The 19607-nt window shown below is 33.5% G+C and carries 18 protein-coding genes; 1 reads left to right on the top strand and 17 read right to left on the bottom strand.

Annotation, left to right across the window (positions count from 1 at the left end):
* Positions 1 to 892: 892 nt before the first annotated feature.
* The 17 genes from ABD940_RS19160 to ABD940_RS19080 all read right to left on the bottom strand — a co-directional run bounded on the left by ABD940_RS19160 (position 893) and on the right by ABD940_RS19080 (position 18411).
* On the bottom strand, positions 893 to 1363 hold the full coding sequence (locus ABD940_RS19160) for a transposase (protein ID WP_345207503.1): 471 nt from the start codon (positions 1361 to 1363) through the stop codon (positions 893 to 895).
* A 15-nt stretch (positions 1364 to 1378) separates the two neighbouring features.
* Positions 1379 to 1882, bottom strand: a complete 504-nt coding sequence (locus ABD940_RS19155; RefSeq protein ID WP_345207501.1) for an IS110 family transposase — start codon at positions 1880 to 1882, stop codon at positions 1379 to 1381.
* A 473-nt stretch (positions 1883 to 2355) separates the two neighbouring features.
* Positions 2356 to 3042, bottom strand: a complete 687-nt coding sequence (locus tag ABD940_RS19150) for a hypothetical protein (RefSeq protein WP_345207499.1) — start codon at positions 3040 to 3042, stop codon at positions 2356 to 2358.
* A 10-nt stretch (positions 3043 to 3052) separates the two neighbouring features.
* Positions 3053 to 3913, bottom strand: coding sequence for a dTDP-4-dehydrorhamnose reductase (gene rfbD, locus ABD940_RS19145; protein WP_345207497.1), 861 nt, complete (start codon positions 3911 to 3913; stop codon positions 3053 to 3055).
* Positions 3913 to 4398: an acyl-CoA thioesterase gene (locus ABD940_RS19140; protein ID WP_345207495.1), complete on the bottom strand. Its 486-nt coding sequence runs from the start codon at positions 4396 to 4398 to the stop codon at positions 3913 to 3915. Before ABD940_RS19140 ends, rfbD begins: the two co-directional genes overlap by 1 nt.
* Before the next feature lie 69 nt (positions 4399 to 4467).
* Positions 4468 to 4971 (bottom strand): OmpH/Skp family outer membrane protein, encoded by a 504-nt coding sequence (locus ABD940_RS19135; RefSeq protein WP_345207493.1) that lies wholly within the window; start codon positions 4969 to 4971, stop codon positions 4468 to 4470.
* A gap of 61 nt (positions 4972 to 5032) precedes the next feature.
* Positions 5033 to 5578, bottom strand: a complete 546-nt coding sequence (locus ABD940_RS19130) for an OmpH/Skp family outer membrane protein (RefSeq protein WP_345207491.1) — start codon at positions 5576 to 5578, stop codon at positions 5033 to 5035.
* An 8-nt stretch (positions 5579 to 5586) separates the two neighbouring features.
* Positions 5587 to 8124 (bottom strand): outer membrane protein assembly factor BamA, encoded by a 2538-nt coding sequence (gene bamA / locus ABD940_RS19125; protein ID WP_345207489.1) that lies wholly within the window; start codon positions 8122 to 8124, stop codon positions 5587 to 5589.
* 28 nt (positions 8125 to 8152) lie between these two features.
* Complete coding sequence (uppS, locus tag ABD940_RS19120) at positions 8153 to 8902, bottom strand: undecaprenyl pyrophosphate synthase (protein ID WP_345207487.1); 750 nt, start codon at positions 8900 to 8902, stop codon at positions 8153 to 8155.
* Position 8903: 1 nt separating this feature from the next.
* Positions 8904 to 9797, bottom strand: coding sequence for a type IX secretion system protein PorG (gene porG / locus ABD940_RS19115; protein WP_345207485.1), 894 nt, complete (start codon positions 9795 to 9797; stop codon positions 8904 to 8906).
* Positions 9798 to 10010: 213 nt separating this feature from the next.
* Positions 10011 to 12506: an exopolysaccharide transport family protein gene (locus tag ABD940_RS19110; RefSeq protein WP_345207483.1), complete on the bottom strand. Its 2496-nt coding sequence runs from the start codon at positions 12504 to 12506 to the stop codon at positions 10011 to 10013.
* Positions 12507 to 12510: 4 nt separating this feature from the next.
* On the bottom strand, positions 12511 to 13386 hold the full coding sequence (locus ABD940_RS19105; protein ID WP_425550374.1) for a polysaccharide biosynthesis/export family protein: 876 nt from the start codon (positions 13384 to 13386) through the stop codon (positions 12511 to 12513).
* 33 nt (positions 13387 to 13419) lie between these two features.
* Complete coding sequence (locus ABD940_RS19100) at positions 13420 to 14547, bottom strand: glycosyltransferase family 4 protein (RefSeq protein WP_345207478.1); 1128 nt, start codon at positions 14545 to 14547, stop codon at positions 13420 to 13422.
* Positions 14548 to 14660: 113 nt separating this feature from the next.
* Positions 14661 to 15662 carry a glycosyltransferase family 2 protein gene (locus ABD940_RS19095; protein WP_345207476.1) on the bottom strand — a complete coding sequence of 334 codons (1002 nt, stop codon included), beginning with the start codon at positions 15660 to 15662 and terminating at the stop codon, positions 14661 to 14663.
* 3 nt (positions 15663 to 15665) lie between these two features.
* On the bottom strand, positions 15666 to 16736 hold the full coding sequence (locus ABD940_RS19090) for a formimidoylglutamase (RefSeq protein WP_345207474.1): 1071 nt from the start codon (positions 16734 to 16736) through the stop codon (positions 15666 to 15668).
* A 15-nt stretch (positions 16737 to 16751) separates the two neighbouring features.
* Entirely contained in the window at positions 16752 to 17138 is a 387-nt protein-coding gene (locus tag ABD940_RS19085) for an ecotin family protein (RefSeq protein ID WP_345207473.1), read from the bottom strand.
* Between the two features lie 184 nt (positions 17139 to 17322).
* On the bottom strand, positions 17323 to 18411 hold the full coding sequence (locus ABD940_RS19080; RefSeq protein ID WP_345207471.1) for a glycoside hydrolase family protein: 1089 nt from the start codon (positions 18409 to 18411) through the stop codon (positions 17323 to 17325).
* 197 nt (positions 18412 to 18608) lie between these two features.
* On the opposite strand from ABD940_RS19080, the gene ABD940_RS19075 reads away from it, so the two are divergent.
* Positions 18609 to 19535, top strand: a complete 927-nt coding sequence (locus ABD940_RS19075) for an alpha/beta hydrolase family protein (protein ID WP_345207469.1) — start codon at positions 18609 to 18611, stop codon at positions 19533 to 19535.
* Positions 19536 to 19607 lie beyond the last annotated feature (72 nt).

Here is a 19607-nt window from a genome sequence, read left to right as displayed (position 1 = left end):
TTCCGCTTTTTAACGAAGCAATCTCTCTGTCAGTGTCGCTCCGTATTTGCGTGTGCAAAAGTAATAACTTATTTTTAATTGACCAAATGTTTCTTAAAGAAATTTTAAAGTTTTTTGATGACCTTAACTTCTTTATCTCACATCCCTCAATCTCACTCCTGCTCCCCGTTTTACCGGACTGCAAAGATACAAACTTTTTCCAAACTCACAACTTTTTATCCAATTTAATTTTACAATTATTTTAAATAAAAAATACTTTGTTTTAATTTGCTTCTTTTTAAAGTGATCCTTAAATCATGCCTATCTAAAGGCTCTTCTGCGCTACCAAATACTCTCGTTTTCAGTGGGGCAAAAGTACACCATCTTTACCTACTCTTCCAAATTTTATTAACATAATGTTTACTTTTAATTCATATTTAAACCTAACTCTCTGAATTCCTGTGTGAATAATTTTAAACTAATGTTTGATAAGTTTATGCTAAGTTCCGGAAGGTATAGAATCTGGATCAGGAATAGGTACATTTATATAAAAAGTAATCTCAACTCCGATAGAGAAAGTTATCCGTGGAAAGATGCTCGAAAGTCTTTTTATGTATACAATATAGAAGTGACATGTAAAAATGGCAGGTTTTCGGGATGTGGTTTTAGGAAAGTTTATTTTGGAGAGATTCTTTCGAAAGATGATTCCGATTTGAACCACCCCGTCTAAAATTCTTTGAATTTTGGACACCCCTCAAAGGAGGGGAATCGTGGAGTGTATATATTTATTCCAAGTTTAAGAGAATTTTCATCATTTTTTATTGAAGGTACTGAGAAGGTCCTTGTGAATGACTATAGTTTATATCATACATTACACCATAGCCCCGATGTTCTATGTTAATATGCAAATTATTCAAGTTAAAATTTTAAATCTTTTTTGATAATCTGGTTGATAGGCTGTTCTATTTTTCACCACACCGAAACAGATTCTTAAGAGCTTGTTGCAAACCGCGATCAGAGCTAATTTCTTAGGCTTTCCTTTGGCCAATAAGCGCAGGTAAAGCTCCTTACAATGAACATTGTGCTTCATTGCTGTCCACGAGCAAACATACAGTAGACTTCTGATATGAGTTTTGGATGTTCTGCACTTTCCCGGAGAATAGGATTTCTTTCCTGATTGATAAATCCTGGGAGCCAGGCCAAAATATTTAACCAATGATTTTGCGCAAGCAAAATTCTTAAATCCTGAAGTCGCTGTCATTAATTGAAGGGAGGTTTTCTCACCAATTCCCGATACGCTTTGTATTAAATCTTTTACTTCCTTAAATTCATCATCCTGAAGTTTAGGAAGACGAAGCTCAACTTCTTTGATTTCTTTTTCCAACTGTTTAAGCCTTCTTTAATAGTGCTTTTCTGTGTTGATATTAAGATAAGGGTTGAAACGAAGTGCTTTTAATTTTACTGCATATCTGCGTTTCTCTTCTTCCAGATCATTCAGCAATTTGAGCTCCTGATCGAGATGCTCAATATCAAGACTTTTAGGAATATAGATTTCCGGCTGAAACATTTCACCATAAAGTCTTATAAGTCTTGCATCCTCAGCGTCTGTTTTGGCAATCAGGTTTTTCATCCTTCCAAAGTGCTTTATCGACATGCTGTTGATCAGGCTCGATTCAAATCCATTAGACAGACTGTGATGAAGGATACGGCTGCTGTAATTACCCGTAGCTTCGATGACCAGACAATAATCCTCTTGAGTGAACTTTTTGAGAAAGCATAGAATTGAACGCTGATTATTCTCTATATTTAAAATACATTCTAAATCTTCTCTATTTTTATAGCTTACTGTTAAAAATTTTGAGCCTACATCAACACCAATTACTCTTTTTGATAATTTTGACATAACAAATTATTTTTATAAAGAGCTTTTCTTCTGATCCATCATGGTAAAAGTTATTACCTAAACAATGTTCTATCCGGATTTAGAAGAAAGCAGCAGCAGGGGAAGAAAATCGGGGGCGATATCGAAGTATCTGGGAAACGGCTGCCTTGATCCTGCCGCTTTTACTCTTTGGTTAATTTTTTTAATTAAGTTATTAATCTATTTTTATTAATGCAAACCTACCATAGGAACGTGTTGCGGCTGTAGCGAAGCGAAAGCCGTAACAAAAAAGATACAGTGGAGAGCGGGATTAAGCTCCTGAGAAATTTAGGGTAAAAAGGTTTGGGCTTGTGGATAATGGATTTCTCATCCGTCGAAATGACAAAAAATTGTGGGAAAGTTTGATTGTAAAAGTTTGTTTGAGATTGCTTTACCACGACAGACTCTTTTCCAACTTTACTTCGATCCTAGCAATGACAAATAAAAAAGCAGAGTCAATTACTCTGCTTTTCCTTATTATATATGGTACTTAAAAATTCTGCGTAAGATTTTTCTAATCCGAGGATGTCGCCGCTCTTTAAGTTTAATCCTCCTACTCCAGTGTCGTCTGATTTCACTTTTGTAGCTGAGATCTGAAAATATTGATTTGAACTATTTTCTTTTGGCTGGATCTTGATCGTGGAGCCTAATAGTTTTTTAGTCGATATGGTATAAACTTCTGCCGGAACTGTTTTTATAACAATATATGATCTGGGAGAAATAATATAATCTTTTTTATTAACATTTATTTTCTGATCTTTTTCGGAGGATGCGAATATGTACATATTTCCGGTTTGATCCTGTAATTTTTCCTTTGGCAAATAATAGATGTTTAGACGATAGTTTGAAGGATTGAAATTCTGAGGTGAACCATCAACATTTTCGAATGGCTTTAGTGAAAATGTATTCGCTCCGATTTCTTTTGCCTTCTTATATATTAAAGAAAAAACTTCGTCGTCATATTTTGAGAAACCCTGAACCTCGATTTCTCCTAAATATTCAGCATCTTTTATTTCTTCATTTATTTTATATAAAAATTTGTCTGTGTTTTCATAAGTCTTTTCCACTTTTGTGAGATACACGTTTTGTGCACCGAAAAGCTGAATAAGAAAAATGAAAGCAACAATTATTAGATTCTTCATTATATATATGTTATTGTGCAAGAATATTGACGCATTCTTCCAAGCTGTTTTCCCAATATTTTGGTTCGATTTTGTAAGCTTCTTCAATTTTGTCCAAACACATTGTGCTTCTCTTTGGTCTTTTTGCCGGAGTTGGATATTGTTCGGTCGTTAACTGATTCAATTTAACTGAAGATTTTGAAAACTCAGCAATTTTTTTTGCAAATTCAAACCATGTTGTTTCAGGGTAATTTGAAAAATGGAAAACTCCATATGTTTTCTGAGGAGCTTCAATGATATCCATTATTGCTTCTGCCAAATCATTTGCATTTGTCGGTTGACCAAACTGATCTGCAACAATTCCCAATTCGTCTTTTTGAGAAAAAAGGTTCAACATTGTTTTTACAAAATTTTTGTTGAACTCAGAGTACAACCAAGATGTTCTTAAAATAATTGTTTTAGGATTAATTTCTAAAGCTGATTCTTCTCCTTTCAACTTCGATTCTCCGTAAACGCCAATCGGACTCGTAAAATCATCCTCGGAATAACATAAATTTGTTTCACCATCGAAAACATAATCTGTCGAAACGTGTATAAAAGTTGTTTTAAATTCTTTGCAAGCCTGCGCAAGATGAGCAACTCCTTCTGCATTCACCGCAAATGCTTTTTCTTTTTCCGTTTCTGCAAGATCGACCGCAGTATAAGCAGAAGCATTAATGCAATAATCAGGTTTGTTTTCGGCAAAGAAAGTATTAATCTGATCTTCGTTGGTAATATCTAAAGTCTGGGAATCTGTAAAAGTGAATTCGTAATCCAATTCGAAATCCGGAGCGATCTTTCTGATACAGTTTCCTAATTGTCCGTTTCCTCCAACTACTAATATTTTTTTCATCATGAATTTTTTGCGTTTTGTGATCTTAAAAATTTAACTCTCGACTGGAAATCTTTCTGTTCCAAATCTACATAAAACTGATTGAATGTTTCTTTGATATCTTCAGGATGAACCTCTGATCTTCTTGTCTTAACATTGAAATAAATAACAGTAACCCATAAAACCGCATGAATTGTTTTTTCGTCTAAACTTTTCATTAAGATTTCCACTTTTGCCGTTCTTTCTCCAACTTCAATGGTTTTGCTGCTGATAACAACCGAGGTATTATATCTTACTTCTTTCAAATATGCTATTTCATTTTGAATCGCGATCCATGTACAGCCTGTTTTTTTTGTGTATTCTTCATACGTGAAACCATAAAATGTTTCTACATGATCTTCTCTGGCATTGAACATATAGTCCAAATATTTCACATTATTTAAATGACCAATCGGATCGCAATCGCTAAAGCGCACCTTTACCTTGGTTGATACTTCTCTTTCCATAGTGCAAAAATAAAAAAACCACCCCGATGAGAGATGGTTATTTTATAAATGTTTGTTAATTTCTAAAAATTATTGAATATTCAATTCTTTTTTTACAGCTGCAGTAGCATCAGGACCTCCTTTGAATACAAAAGCAGCAGAATTTGCATCCATGATATAGTCATAACCGTTTGCTTTAGCAACTTTAGAAACTGCTTCATTCAATTTTTTCTCAATAGGTTCGTAAGCTAAATCTTGCTTAGCAACGAAATCTTTTTGAGCCTTATCGTTCATCTGCTGGATTTCTTCCTGCAATTTTGCCAATTCACCTTCTCTAGCTTTGTTCTCGTCAGCAGATTTCTTAGGTGCTTCTTCAGAATATTGCTTTAATTTAGCTTGTCCAGCATCAGCTTTTTTCTTTATTTCAGCTTGTTTTACATCTAAGTAAGCTTTAAGATCAGTGTCCGCTTTTTTCTTTTCAGGCATTGCGTTAAGAACACCTACAACGTCTAAAGTAGCAATTTTTTGAGCTTTTGCCATACCTACCGATACAACCATCATTACCGCTGCAAATAATACACTTAATTTTTTCATAATTGGTAAATAAATAATTTAATTTGTTTTTAGATCTGTAAATTTAATAAAAGTTAAACTTTTATTTTTGGGTCTTAGTTTTTTCTTTTTTATCAGTATCTTTTAATAGAATCTCTAATACTTTGTCTGAATAATCAGATCTTTTCTGAAGAAAAAGTACATTGTTACTCGTCTTATCAAGAACCATAGCCAAAGCATTTTTTTCAGCCATTGTTTTTATTGCTCCCCAGATCTGATCCTGAAAAGGCTGAACTAAGTTTGTTCTAAGCTTCTTGATCTCTCCGGTAGCTCCGAAACGTAAACTTGTAGTGGTTTTGATATTTTTATCCAAATCCATTACTTCTTTTTCTCTAAGCTTCAGCTGATCGCCGATTAAAAGTACTTTTTCACTTTCAAAAGCTGATCTTTTACGCTCGTATTCTGATTGTAAATTCTGAAGTTCTGATTGCCAAGTATCGATCTGTGCATTTAATCTTGCTTCTGCTTCTTTATATTGAGGCATTTTATTTAAAATATAATCAGTATCAACAACGCCAACTTTCTGAGCATTGCTTAAACCGAAAAGCAAGAATAATACGAAAGAAAAAACAATTCTAAAATTTTTCATATTGTGGATTATAATGATTGGTTCATCAAGAAGTGAGTCTTCCATCCAGAAGGATCAGTTCCTGTAACTGTTTTATCGAATCCGTAAGCGAAGTCAAATCCAATTAAACCAAATGCACCCATATAAACTCTCACACCAACACCCACTGATCTTTTCAACTGGAATGGATTATAACTTCCCCAAGAATTCCAAACGTTACCTCCTTCAGCGAACGTTAATGCATAAATCTTTGCAGTTTGGTTCAATGAAATCGGGTATCTTAATTCTAACGTAAATCTGTTATAAATAGTACCTCCACCTGCAGGAGTAATATCTTCCGAAGTTCCTCCGTATGTAGAAGCATTTTCGTAACCTCTCAACGGAATCAATTCTCTACCGTCATATCTACCTCCGAATAAACCGGTACCTCCTACATAGAATCTTTCAAATGGCGGAGCTCCCAATTTAGAGTTATATCCATCCATAAAGCCCATTTCGGCAGAAGATCTAAGAACCAATTTCCCAATGATTTCATTGTAAACATCAGCCTTGAACTTCACTTTGTAGAATTCCATCCACTTATACTTCTCTGTAGGACTCATTGTAGAGTAATCTTTGTTACTAAACGCTGAATATGGCAGAGTAAATTTCACCGAAAGATCCAAGTTTGAACCTGTAGTCGGGAAAATCGGGTCAATACCTGCTGAGTTTCTGCTTAAACCTAAGTTGATACTTAAGTTATTTGCAGTACCATAATATTCTGTAGTTCCTCCGAAATCGAAAGGATAGTTATTAAAGTCATACTTCTGATATTGAAGACCCGTGTATAATGAGAAATAATCATCCGGCCATCTCAATAGTCTGTTTAAACCTACTGAAGCAGAGAAAATATTTAGCTTTTGAGCTGTTCCGTAAGCATCAGTATATTTTACTCTCGAGTTGTTTAAACTTACAGAAAGTGCTGTAGGTCTTGTTCCAAATAACCAAGGTTCAGTAAATGAAACCCCATAGTTTTGGAAATATTGTCCAGCCTGAGCCTGAAGAGATAGAGTTTGTCCATCACCTTGAGGAACCGGCTTAAAGTCTTTAAATTTAAGGAAATTCTTTAGAGAGAAGTTGTTAAATGTTAATCCCAACGTTCCGATGAAACTGTTACCACCGTAACCAGCCTGCAACTGAACCTGAGAAGAACCTTTCTCAACCAATTTCCAATTAATATCTACCGTATTATCCTGTTGATTCGGCTGAATGTCCTGTCCAACCTGTTGTGGATCGAAGAATGACATTCCCGCTAAATCGAAATACGTTCTTTTAATATCACTTTTAGCAAAAAGATTACCCGGTTTAGTTCTTAAAGCTCTAAGAATAACGTGGTCATGAGTCGTTGTATTTCCTTCCCAAGTTACTTTATCCCAAGTCGCCTTTTCACCTTCGTTGATACGGATCTCAAGATTGATCTTATCTCCGTTTACAGATTTTTCAACAGGAGTTATGTTCGAGAAAAGGTAACCGTTGTTCATGTAAATAGATTTGATATCAGAATCATCTTCTTTACCTCCATCTTCACCAACTTTTTTGTTGAAACCTACTGCATCGTAAATATCACCTTTCTTATAACCCAAAAGTCTTTGCAAATAATCTGTAGGATATACTGTATTTCCGGTAAATGTAATATCACCGATGTAATATTGTTTACCTTCTTTAAGTTTTACATCAATTTCGTAATTGTTTCTTTTGTTTCTCCAAACTGAATCTGAAACAATTGTAGCATCTCTATAACCTAATGAGTTATAGTAATTGATAAGATTTTGTTTGTCTTCCTGATATTTTTCTTCGACAAATTTCGAAGATTTCAAGATTCCGCCAATACCAAATCTTCTTTGTTTTGTTTCTTTAAAGGCTTTTTTTCTAAGTTTTCTGTCAGAAACAGTTTCGTTTCCTTCGAATTCGATATGATCGATCTTTATTCTTTTACCTTTTTCAACATTGATCGTCCAGTCAACTAAGTTAGGATCACCTGCATTTACTTTATCCTGAATCGTGATCTTAGCATCTGCAAATCCTTTTTTAACGAAATCTTTAGGAACATTTGTTTTAAGACTTGAAACTAAGTTTTGAGTAATTTTAGTTCCCGGTTTCAGATTATTATCCTTAACCATCTTTTCATTTTTAGATTTTCCAATCCCTTTACCTGTGAATTTCACCTCACCAAGATCTTTAAGATCCTGCAAATGAAATTTTAAGATAATAGTTTCGCCTTCAATACTCTGAACATATACTTCTACTTCCGAAAAAGATTGAGTATCCCAAAGTTTTTTTACAGCGTTACTGATTTTCTGTCCCGGAATATCTACAGTTTCACCTTTGGTTAAACCCGTAAATCTCAAAATTTGAGCCGGCGTATATTTTTTGACCCCATCTACAACGATGTCTTTCAATGTGTACGTTCCTGTCTGGTTGTCTGCATGTACAGATTTGCTCACCTGTGTGCTATCTTGTGGAGTTACCTGTCCATAAAAATGTGCAGAAGCAACAAACATGATGATGGGTAATAGTCTAAACTTCATTTTATCGTAGTCTTTCTTTTCTTAAATTTTACTGAATTTTCACCTGTTCTCCGGTCATCCCGAATCTTCTTTCCTTGTTTTGATAATCAACAATACATTGAAAGAAAATATCTTTTGTAAAGTCCGGCCACAGAACATTTAAAAACTGCAGTTCTGCATAAGCAATCTGCCAAAGGAGGAAATTACTGATTCTGATCTCGCCACTTGTTCTGATTAACAGATCAACAGGTGGAAAATCTTTTGTGTAAAGATAATTTTCGAATAATTTTTCGTCGATATTCTCTACATCTACTTTTCCTTCTTTTACATCTTCGCTAATGCTTTTTACGGCATTCAGTATTTCATTTTGCGAACCATAACTGATCGCCAACACCAAATTACCTTTTGTGTTTTCTTTTGTTAATTCCACCACCCGAAGAAGCTGATCTTTTACAAGTGATGGCAATTTATCCAGATTACCAATTACGTGCATTCTTAACCCTTTACTGAAAATTTCTTCCGCCTCCAGCAATAAAGTTTCTACAAGTAAATTCATTAAAGTATTTACTTCTTCTGCAGGGCGGCTCCAATTTTCCGAAGAAAAGGTATAGAGTGTTAAGTATGGAATATGTATTTCATTACACGCATTAATGGCATTCCTTACTGCATCAATGGCATTCTTGTGGCCGAAAGTTCTTTCTTCGCCACGAGATTTTGCCCACCTCCCATTACCATCCATGATGATAGCAACATGCTTTGGTAAATTCTCAGGATCTATTTTATCTTTTATCAACGACATATTAATCACAATAACATGGAGGTCTTCCGAATGAATAAGTCAGTCCTAAACTAAAAGTATTCATCCAATCTTTAGATTTCAGATCTCCAATATTTCTTGCACCGATAATTTCATTTTCTCTTTCTTTGGATACTACATAATAAGCATCTGTCTGAAGTAAAGAACCACCAGTTATAGGACTTAAAATATCTCCATTATAGGTAGAAACTACATCTTTGCTAAGAACTCTGCTATGATCCAACTGATCCGTAAGCGTGTATCTGAATGTAGCTTCTGCAAAAATTGCCCAGCTATAATTGAATTTATATTTTAAACCAACTCCAAAAGGAAGCTGCATCGTAGTTTTTTTCCCTGTAGTATACGTTGCTGTAGTCGTGAAATCCAACTCATTGATCGGAGCCTGAGCTACACCATCTGCATCTCTTCTAAAGTCATTAACGATATTTGCCTTCGGAGCATCAAACATCAAAGCACCTACCCCACCAAAAATATATGGGCTTAGCATACCTTTCTGCTCATTATTTACAGGAAAGAAGTTATATTCGAAAACTAAACTTGCTTCATAAACATTATTCTTCCCGTATGCATTTCTATTTTTTCTATATTCTTCTTTAGCAACCTTATCACTAAACTGAATTTGGTTGTATCCAAGATCTAATCTTACTGTCTGATGAGGGTTAAAATTAAATCTATATAAAATCCCACCATAAAACGGAACTCCCCAATCCGACGCTTTACTTAAATCCAATGGCTTCTGTAAAATATAATTCGTTCTCCCTATATCCCCAACTAGGTTACTCATACCTAGACGAACTCCCAGTTCGTTTCTTTGAGCTTTAACACTTACCACTGTTCCTAGAGCAGCAAGGAAGCTAAACAATAATTTTCTATTCATAAAAGAATATGGATTTATGGTTATTTTAAAATTTAATTTTTGCAAATATAAAACATTTTTATATTAATGATAATCTTAATGTTTAGTTAAAAATAAACAAAAAAACATAATTTGTTATAAAGTAAACGATAAACTCGCTAAATTATTCTTTTTTTAATAGAATCAAAATTATCATTATATAATAAACCCCCATTAAATGAGGGCCTAAATGTATTATTTTTTATTGAATATTGACTGTACTTTATTCCTAATTCTTATTAATAATGGTTCTTTGTAGTTTTTATCCTCATCAAAATAGCCATAACCGTAGCCGTAACCATAGCCATAACCGTATCCATAACCATATCCCTGCTTCGTATTATAGTCATTATAGACAAGTCCTAAGTGACTGATTTCATTATTATGATATTTCTCAGTAATCATTTTCAGCATATACTTCTCTGTGTATTCATGACGAACAACATAAATATTTGCATCAGAATATTTCATTAATTCATAAGAATCTGCAACTAAACCTACCGGCGGCGAATCGATAATGATAAAATCATACTGTTTTTTAAGATCTTCAATGAACTTAATATTTCTTTCGCTCATTAAAAGTTCTGAAGGATTCGGCGGAATTGGTCCTGAAGTAGCCACATCAAGATTCGGAATTCTCGTTTTGTTGATAATCTGGCTCATTTCTACTTCACCTGTAAGATAATTTGAAATTCCGTACTTATTATCAATTTTAAAATCCCCGAAAATCTTCGGTTTTCTTAAGTCCATCCCTAAAAGAATCGTCTTTTTATCACTTAAACCAAGAACCGACGCCAAGTTGATCGAAACATAAGTTTTTCCTTCACCACCAATAGATGATGTTACCAAAATGACCTTACTACCTCCGTTTTCACCCGACAAGAATCTTACATTAGCTCTAATTCCTCTAAACGCTTCTGAAACTGAAGATTTAGGCTGATCAAGAACCGTAAGCATATTTTCGTGATTGTTGTTCCCAATAACTCCAAGCAGAGGAATTTTTGTTGCATTAAGCAATTCTTTAATATTTCTGATCTTACTGTCTAGCAGTTCTCCAATTAAAATAAATAGCAACGGTAAGATTAATAAACCTCCGATAATACTTGCTTTTGTAGCCTGTACATTTGGTCCGATTGGTGGCTGTCCGACATTTTTCGCAGGGTCAATCACACTTATGTCAGACTGATTTGCAGCCATTCTCATCTGCGTATCATTCTGTCTTCCCAATAAGCTGTTATACGTTGCCTCAATCATATTGTAACCCCTTTCTGCATCCAAATATCTTCTTTGCTTTTCAGGGTATGTAGCTAATTCTGCATTCGCATCACCAACTTTTTGGTTAATTTTATTAATTTCAGAATAATAACCTGTATAATAGTTTCTTAAAGCACCATTTGAACTCACTTTAGCTTCATCAATCAATCTGTTGATCTCTTTCATTGGCTCAGAGTTCGGTTTGTAAATTAAAGCCATTTCTCTTCTTTTAAGATATAATGCTTTTAATTCTGAAACCGAAGCTGAAAACAATCCATCCTGAAAACCAGCCGCTGATGTACTGATCATTTTTTCAAAATTTTGAGCTTCAAGACTTTGTTTTATTTGATTTAAAGAACTGATTTTACTTTCAATATCAGCTTTTTTAGCTTCAAGATCTTTAATTTGAGTTAAAGATTTTTCGTCCCTATCTTTAATATCATAAAGCTTCTCGGTTGTTTTCATATAATTCAAGACATTCGCACTTGAATCTAATTTTTTTCTGATTTTATCGAGATTATCCTTTAAATAAACATCAGTATTTTTATCAACTGTTATCTTATCTGCAAGTCTTCTTTTCTGCAACTGACTTACAGACATGTTTAGGAAATTAACCGTACTATTAAGATTATACCCTTTTTTAGTAATAATCATAATGGTATTAATTTCTTTATCAAACTCTACTCCTATCGTAGAAACAATATCATTTACAGACTGATTAACCGTACTTAGATTAACAATAATATTTGATAATTTTATCTTTGGCTCTATGTAATTCTTTATTAGCCTGAATCTTAAATTCGGGGAAGTATACCACTCTCCTACTTTTATCGTTTTATTTGCCGGTCTTTCAAAAGGATTAATATTTAAAAACCCTTCTGAATCATAGCTATACAAACTTGTTGATTGTCCGTCTTCAGGCAAAACAACTTCATAAGTATTTGCACTTTTTGGAACCAAAGTGATTGGATAGTTGATTTGTTGACCATGCTTTCTATCAACCTGTAGAAAAACAGGAGAATCATCTTTATCTAAATAAGTAGATTTTATAACTCCTTTTGTAGAATAATTTACAAAAAGATCTAGTTCTTTTACCAAAAACTCATTATGTGTTCTCGACAAAAGCATTTTTTTCAAATAAACACCATCTTGATTTCCACCTTGTCCCCAAATGAAATTAATTGACTGGTTGGGTGTAAAATAGCTTGATGTATTATTAGAAATGCTTAAAGATAAATTGGAAGCATATATATTTTGTGCGTAATATTTGCTATACACCCAAGAGATGCCGTAGCCTATAAAAAGCATTAAAACAAACCAATACCAATTCCTTAAAACTCTTCTTAAAAAATGTTCAATATCAAACAGAGCGAAAGAACCGAATTTTTCCTTTTGAGAATCAACCTTCTCTACCGTAGTATCTTTTCCTGGAATCATGATATTAAAGGTTTTTTAAAAGTAGATAAACTGATAATGCTGTAGTAATTACAGACACTCCGCTAATTAATGTCTGAATAGGATCTTTTCCGAATCCGTTCAAGCTTTTCGCTCTTGTATTCAGATAAATTTCATCACCATTTTGCACATAATAATAAGGTGAATTCATCACATCTTCACGAGTAAGATCTATTCTTGCTATTTTGATTCCTTCCGGAAGTTTTCTGTGAACGACGATATTTTTTCTGTCAACAGTTCTGTTCAATCCTCCACTGATAGACAATGCTTCAGTAATTGTAAGCGTATTTTTATGAACCACTTTTTCACCTGTAACACCTGTTGTTTCTACGTCTCCTAAAACATAGAAAGTAATTCCATTGGTATTTAATCTTACTTCAGACTTACCTTCCTGGAAATTTTCGTTTACTTTATCCTGAATCTCTTTGCTAACTTCGTCAATCGTTTTTCCTTCAGCCTTAATAAATCCAATGCCAAAAACGTTAATATCACCGTTGGAATCCACTTTTAAACCATTAAAGTAAAAAACAACATTTCCGCCATTCCCTCCAGATCCGCCACCACTTCCAACACCTGCTCCTCCACCTGCAACAGCATTGGTAGTGGGAGCTACTGCAGAACCAGACGTATTTAAAGAAGAATAAAATTGCGCCGCATCTCCTTTTGGAGTCGTAACAATATTAAGGTTTAAAATATCATTCTTAGTAATTCTATAAACGGGAATATTATAGGGAACTAAACCTTCTTCATTAATAACAAGACTTTCGTTTGGCTGCATATATCGAACATCTTTTGTTGTGACACAAGAAGTTGTAACCAAAAGTGGTAATGCTAAAAGGAATAAATGCTTAAAATTCTTCATCATATTTTTCAAGTTGTTTGCAAAAATAAAGATTTAATTGATAGTCTTTTTATTATTCTTTAAAAGATAAACGAAATCAGGTATGTAAGCTCCCAAAAAACCAAGGAAAACTATAACAAATAATAAAAGATTTACATTTATATGTCTAAAATAATAAGCTACCGTAACTATAAAAAGATAATACATAATAATATAAAAACTAGATCTTCTGTGTGTAAGATTCAGCTTTAATAATTTATGATGTATATGGTTTTTGTCTGCGTCAAAAGGCGATTTTTTATTAAGAATTCTTATGATGATCACATTCAAAGTATCTACGATCGGCAAGATCAGAATGGCAACAGCAACCACGGGTGCGGATTGCAAATGATACCTTGGAACATCGGGAAGTTTTTTATCAATAAAAATATCAATAAAACAGATAGAGGTGAAGGCAAGCAAAAAGCCCAAAAGCATTGAACCCGTGTCTCCCATAAAAATCTTATTCGTCCTGTAATTTGATAAATTGTAATATAAAAATGCCAGAACTGCTCCGATTATTATGACTGATAAAACAACCAAAGGATAATTATATTCACCTAATCTATAATAGCTTATCCCAAAAAGCGCACTGCAGATCACAGAATAACCTCCGGCAAGACCGTCAATTCCGTCAATAAGATTAAATGCGTTAATAAGGATAATAAAAGTAATGATACTGAATAAAATACTTACAAAATAGCTCATTTCATAAATCCCAAAGATCCCGAAAAGACTTCTGATCCTAATATCCGAGCCAATAACGATCAATGATGAAACAATAATCTGCGCCACGAGTTTTTTATAAGCTCTCATCACTACAATATCATCCATTACACCAATGTAAAGGAGAATAATAAGTGATGCAAACAAGAATTTGTAAAGATCAAAAAGTTCGTAAGCAAATACCGACGCGCATATTCCTATCGAGTAAAAAACAGCGATTCCGCCAAGATTGGGAATTTTTCGCAGATGTGAACTTCTCACGCCCGGTTCATCCATTAAGTTTTTCCTTCTGGAAATTTTAATAATAGTAGGAACGGAGAAAAATGTGATTAAAAAAGAGAACAAAAACCCCAGTCCTATTTTTACGTAAAAAATAGGTATGCCTGAGTGAGTTAAGAACAATTCAAAATTCTTCATTTTTTCTGATCAAGTACTTTATATCTTTAATTAAAAGAAAAGTTTCGCCGACGTTGCAAAGATTTAAATATCAATACTCTACAATACTGAAACCATAGTACTTACATTTGTGTTTAAACTAATTTTCTTATCAGTTTCTTTTGCCCCGCAAAAAACAACAGATAAAATATCTTTTTTTTCAGTGGCAAAGATAACAGATAATTCTTATCAAAACGATTATACTTTAATATATCTTTCAATTTTATTCCTCTTTTTTTTATGAATAACTCTAATTTTTCAGACATTTCATAAAAAGTTTCCTCTTCTTTAACAAACGCTAAATACGCCAGAAAAGAATAAACGCCCTCAAAAATCTGAAAGTTTTTCAATTCTTTACTTTTATTTGAATAATGAGATTTTTTAAAAATATTTTCAACATCTTCCACTGCTTTCAAAATATCAAGACCTTTTTCTGTGTGAGTTTTTGTGATAGAATCTGTACGTTCTAAATACTGATAATGAAAATTCTGCGTTTGAGCAATTGTTTCACATTCCAATAAAAGCTGTGGAATTAATTGAATATCTTCAAAATGAGCACCTTTTTTAAATCTTTTCCCATCAAAAAGTTCTCTGCTAAATAATTTATTACAGGCAAAATAACTCAGATCTGAAAAAACCGAAAAATGAGCTTCAAGATCAATTTTTTCAGGCATATTTGGAATCTGTGTCAATTTTTGTGTCACATTTCCATTTTGATCTACTTTTTGAATGTTACAAATCACCATTTTTGCGTGATGTTTTTCTGAAAGACTTACCATTTCTTCAAACATCGTTGGACTTACGTAATCGTCACTGTCTACAAAACCTATATAATCTCCGGTTGCTCTGTCAATTCCGAAGTTTCGGGCATCGCTTAAACCGCCATTTTCTTTGTTAAAAGGTTTAATCTTTTCAGTATATTTTTGAGCATACTCCTGAATAATCTGCTCAGAATTATCTTTACTTCCATCATTTACAACCAGAATTTCAATATTTTGATACGTCTGACTAATCAGAGAATCAAGACATTTTGCTAAATAATTCTCGACATTATAAATAGGAACAATGATGGAAACTTTTGAGGGAACGTTTGTCATACATTAAATTTTCGTCAGTCGTGCATTCAGCCAGCCTTTTTTGGCTTCATCAAAATCTTTCCTCGAACAGGGAATACAGTTTTCTATATTTTCATCATCCCCGAAGTACCAAAGATTGCTGAAACTATCCCGCTTGAAAGCATATTCTCTGTCATCAACCAACACATAAAATACTTCATAATGTCTTTCTTTCGGATGGGATCTCTGAATATTGATTCCTTCAATCAGGTACCATATCATTTGTGCCAAAAGTTGATGATTTAATTGATTTTCGGAGTAAATGTTATAATTAAAAATTCCTACAGATTTCAGATTTTCACTTAGTCCTATTTCTTTCATGTAAGCACAAACTTCTCTCCTATTCAATCCATTTACCTGCGGATTCATAGAAAATGGCTCGCTGAAGCTTTCAATCGCATCGCAATTTACTGTCACAAGATCTGCTTTTCTAAAGAAAGGTTCCGTTTTTTCTGTGGAATTCATCATTTCTGCTAAACGGATAATATCAAACTCAACTTCTTTAATTAATCTCACCGAATCGGCTTCATTTAAATGCTTCTGATATCCTAAATGATGATAATTTTTAATGGAGAAATTTTTCGTCCCGAACATTTTACTTAAAAAAGTCTGTTCATTAATTACTTCTCCCTGCTTCAATGAAATAATATTGCTGATTTGAGTATAATTAATATTTTTCGTGTGGAAATTCAGAGCTGAAAAAAGTGAAAAAGCAAAATCATTAGAACCTCCGACAATCACCGGAAGAGCTCTTTTATAATGACATGCCGACAAAACCTCTTGCAAAATATAATGAGAATCCTGAACGGATTTCCCCGAAACCAAATCTCCCAAATCTACAATCGGAATTTCAAAATCCAGCTGTGAAAGTTTGTAAAATTCTTTTCTGACATTCGTGAAATCCTGCACTTCTGCATCTCCATTCGCGCCTCTGTAATCCGAAACAAACAGAAGAACAATACTGTCTTCCTTTATATCTTTCGTGATCTGATGTCCGATTTGCCAGTTTTCGGTCTTGAAATTTCTTGGGGATATGATAAAATCTTCAAAATTCATTTATAGTACTCTAAGTTATTCAACTACAATATATTTCGGTTCAACTTTCCAAATTCTATACTCAATCTTCATATCTTTTGGAATATAACAGATGTAAGGAGATTCAGATCTATACTCTTCAAATAAAGGATAATTATATACTTTCTTATCTATTTTTTCACCGCAATTACTATTCGTCATAACTACAGTTTCTATATTCTTATTCTTCACTTCATAATAAACATATCTACCTGGAAGCAAATATCCTCTTTCTAAATTTACCGTTGAACTAGCTGCATCACATTTTGTAGCTTTTGTCATAAAAGTCACAAAAATTTCTACCTTATAATCCTTATAATTATCTTTTATAGGTAATTTAAATTCTACTTTCTTAAAGCCTTCTTTTGCTTCTGGGTATTCCATTTTTTGTGAAAAGCAAAAAATAATACAAAACAATAGTATAAAAGTACAAATCCTCTTCATCAAAATATATTTCAGCAAACATACAAAAAACCTCATTAACTTAAACTTATGTCATATTTTTTGTCAATAAAAAACCGTCAACAAATTGTTAACGGTTTGTATAAATATTTTAAATTATTTCTTTTCAAGACTTCAAAATCTCAAAAACAAAAGTCGTAGAAGTCTCAAATTCCCCACCTTGAGTTGCACCAAATAAAAACTTAGGAGTTTCTCCATCTTTATCCAATAAAAGCATTGGACGCTCCAATCTTCCGAATCTGTTTAAATTTTTTGGCGGAGTTGGTTCTGTGATGTAGCTTTTCATATTAAGATAGGCAATTTCAGGTTTTGTCCAGTGAATTCCATCCTTTGTGGTTAAATGCAAACCATATTCATGATTAAAAAATCCCATGTCACGAGCGACCATGTGAAATTTACCTTTTTGTTTCCAGACAAAAGCATCTTCCAGCTGAACATTATTTGGCAACGATGAAAAATCTATCACAGGATTTTCAGAGACTTTCTCATAAGGTCCGAACGGAGAATTTGACTTCGCCAAACCATATTTTCTGTTTCCTCGGATTGGTCCTTTCTGAGTTTCGTACTCGTGAGTATTCCAGGATTTATAAAACAGCCAGTATTTTCCGTCATTTCCTTTTACAAAAGCCGGATTTGTCGTGCAATGATCGTCCCAAGAACCTTCTTTTCCAGGAAGAAGCAAAGGTTGATCAGGTCTTGTCCATTCTCCGTCAAGACTTTTCGAAGTTGCCAATCCGATTCTTTTGGTATTTGTTTTTCCGTTGGAAGTTCCCATGAAAAAAAGCAAATATTCTTTTCCAACTTTTTTAATTAAAGGATTATGACAGGTTGTTGCATCCCAAAAACCCTCACCTCTTGGCGTAAGAATAATTTGTTTATGTTCGAATTTATCAAATGGAGAATTTGCTTCAGCACGACAAATTTCTGAGCCGTTGAGCCAACCTCCCATTCCTTTCTCTTTTTTCCATCTGGAATAAAAAAGATGAACTTTTCCGTCTTCACCCCAAATCGGAGAACTGCACCAAATATAATATCCGTCCAAAGAAAATTGTCGCCCGATTGGTTTTAAATTAAAGTAAGGTTTGTCTTCTGGAGATAATAAACTTGTAAATGATGAGCCAAAAAACACAGCTGCAATTCCTAAAGCTGAAGTTTGTAGAAATTCTTTGCGGGTGAAATTTTTTGATGCGCTCATTGAGTTTAATTTTCAAGCTAATTTAGAATAATCATCATAATGGAGTGTCCTGTGGTTTGATGCTTGATTTTATGATTAAAGAATACTTTTAAATGGATTAGGAAAAATTATATTTAACTGATTAATAATAGGAAACATATTATATGCAATGTAACAAACACAAGACTTTACTACACTTATAGAAATAAATAACTAAAATGAAAACTATAAATAAATTGGCTGATAAAAGTAATGTAAATACAAAACAATTTTGCAGAAATATTCTTTTGATATTATTTCTCTTTAGTACTGTTGGTCATATTTTAGCAATCCCTCCAAACTTTACAACTAAAAATATAAAATTTCTAAGCGAAGGAGACTCACTTTCCGGAACAATTTTTAAACCTGATCATATTTCTGCAGCTGTTGTAATTATTCACGGATCTGGACAGGAAAAAAGGATGACGGAATTTGCAACACTATTGGCTAAAAATGGTATTGCTGTTTTAACTTATGACAAACGTGGTGTCGGAGAATCTGCCGGGATTTATGCCGGACCCGAAGTTGGAACAAACAATGTTGACTCTACGAATCTTAATCTTTTATCTTTGGATGCAAGTGCTGCAGTGAATGTATTATCTAAATACCTATCAAACAATCAAATCCCAATAGGTTTAATTGGCGGAAGCCAAGCTGGATGGATCATTCCGTTGACTGCAGAGAAAAACAAGAAAGTCAAATTTATGACTATTTTCAGTGGAGCGCTTATAACCGTGAAAGAACAACTGCGATTTCAGTTTTACACCAACGGAAATGCAAGCTTTTGGGACACGCATACAGAAGAAGACGCGCGTAAACATACAATGACCGATCCTGATAAATACGAATTTACAGACACAGATCCAGTAGGTGTTCTCTCCAAATTATCAATTCCTGGATTATGGATTTTTGGAGGAAAAGACATTCAGGTTCCCGTGAATTTATCAATTGAGCATCTTAATACATTAAAATCCAAAGGCAAACGTTATGAATATAAATTATTTCCAACATTAGGACATAATACGGCATTCTCAAAAGATGAAGAGCCTATGAAGGAGGCTATTAAATGGATGAAAAATATATCAAAAGTGAAAGCAAAGCATTAATGTACAATATGGAATTTCAAAAACGGGACTGAATAAATTGATCAGACACAATGAATTAGATTAAGTGATAAT

The sequence above is a fragment of the Chryseobacterium ginsengisoli genome (assembly GCF_039542325.1).
In the GTDB taxonomy this organism is placed as follows: Bacteria; Bacteroidota; Bacteroidia; order Flavobacteriales; family Weeksellaceae; genus Chryseobacterium; species Chryseobacterium ginsengisoli.
The sequence above is the reverse complement of the archived record's forward strand: the minus strand, read 5'-3'. Positions and strand labels throughout refer to the sequence as shown.

Excerpts from the sequence above, each read along its gene's own strand:
- ABD940_RS19075 (WP_345207469.1), top strand. The coding sequence starts at position 18,609 with ATGAAAACTATAAATAAATTGGCTGATAAAAGTAATGTAAATACAAAA.
- ABD940_RS19080 (WP_345207471.1), bottom strand. The coding sequence starts at position 18,411 with ATGAGCGCATCAAAAAATTTCACCCGCAAAGAATTTCTACAAACTTCA.
- ABD940_RS19100 (WP_345207478.1), bottom strand. The coding sequence starts at position 14,547 with ATGAAGAATTTTGAATTGTTCTTAACTCACTCAGGCATACCTATTTTT.
- rfbD (WP_345207497.1), bottom strand. The coding sequence starts at position 3,913 with ATGAAAAAAATATTAGTAGTTGGAGGAAACGGACAATTAGGAAACTGT.
- ABD940_RS19150 (WP_345207499.1), bottom strand. The coding sequence starts at position 3,042 with ATGAAGAATCTAATAATTGTTGCTTTCATTTTTCTTATTCAGCTTTTC.
- bamA (WP_345207489.1), bottom strand. The coding sequence starts at position 8,124 with ATGAAGTTTAGACTATTACCCATCATCATGTTTGTTGCTTCTGCACAT.
- ABD940_RS19155 (WP_345207501.1), bottom strand. The coding sequence starts at position 1,882 with ATGTCAAAATTATCAAAAAGAGTAATTGGTGTTGATGTAGGCTCAAAA.
- ABD940_RS19140 (WP_345207495.1), bottom strand. The coding sequence starts at position 4,398 with ATGGAAAGAGAAGTATCAACCAAGGTAAAGGTGCGCTTTAGCGATTGC.
- ABD940_RS19090 (WP_345207474.1), bottom strand. The coding sequence starts at position 16,736 with ATGAATTTTGAAGATTTTATCATATCCCCAAGAAATTTCAAGACCGAA.
- ABD940_RS19095 (WP_345207476.1), bottom strand. The coding sequence starts at position 15,662 with ATGACAAACGTTCCCTCAAAAGTTTCCATCATTGTTCCTATTTATAAT.
- ABD940_RS19135 (WP_345207493.1), bottom strand. The coding sequence starts at position 4,971 with ATGAAAAAATTAAGTGTATTATTTGCAGCGGTAATGATGGTTGTATCG.
- ABD940_RS19105 (WP_425550374.1), bottom strand. The coding sequence starts at position 13,386 with ATGAAGAATTTTAAGCATTTATTCCTTTTAGCATTACCACTTTTGGTT.
- ABD940_RS19085 (WP_345207473.1), bottom strand. The coding sequence starts at position 17,138 with ATGGAATACCCAGAAGCAAAAGAAGGCTTTAAGAAAGTAGAATTTAAA.
- uppS (WP_345207487.1), bottom strand. The coding sequence starts at position 8,902 with ATGTCGTTGATAAAAGATAAAATAGATCCTGAGAATTTACCAAAGCAT.
- porG (WP_345207485.1), bottom strand. The coding sequence starts at position 9,797 with ATGAATAGAAAATTATTGTTTAGCTTCCTTGCTGCTCTAGGAACAGTG.
- ABD940_RS19130 (WP_345207491.1), bottom strand. The coding sequence starts at position 5,578 with ATGAAAAATTTTAGAATTGTTTTTTCTTTCGTATTATTCTTGCTTTTC.
- ABD940_RS19110 (WP_345207483.1), bottom strand. The coding sequence starts at position 12,506 with ATGATTCCAGGAAAAGATACTACGGTAGAGAAGGTTGATTCTCAAAAG.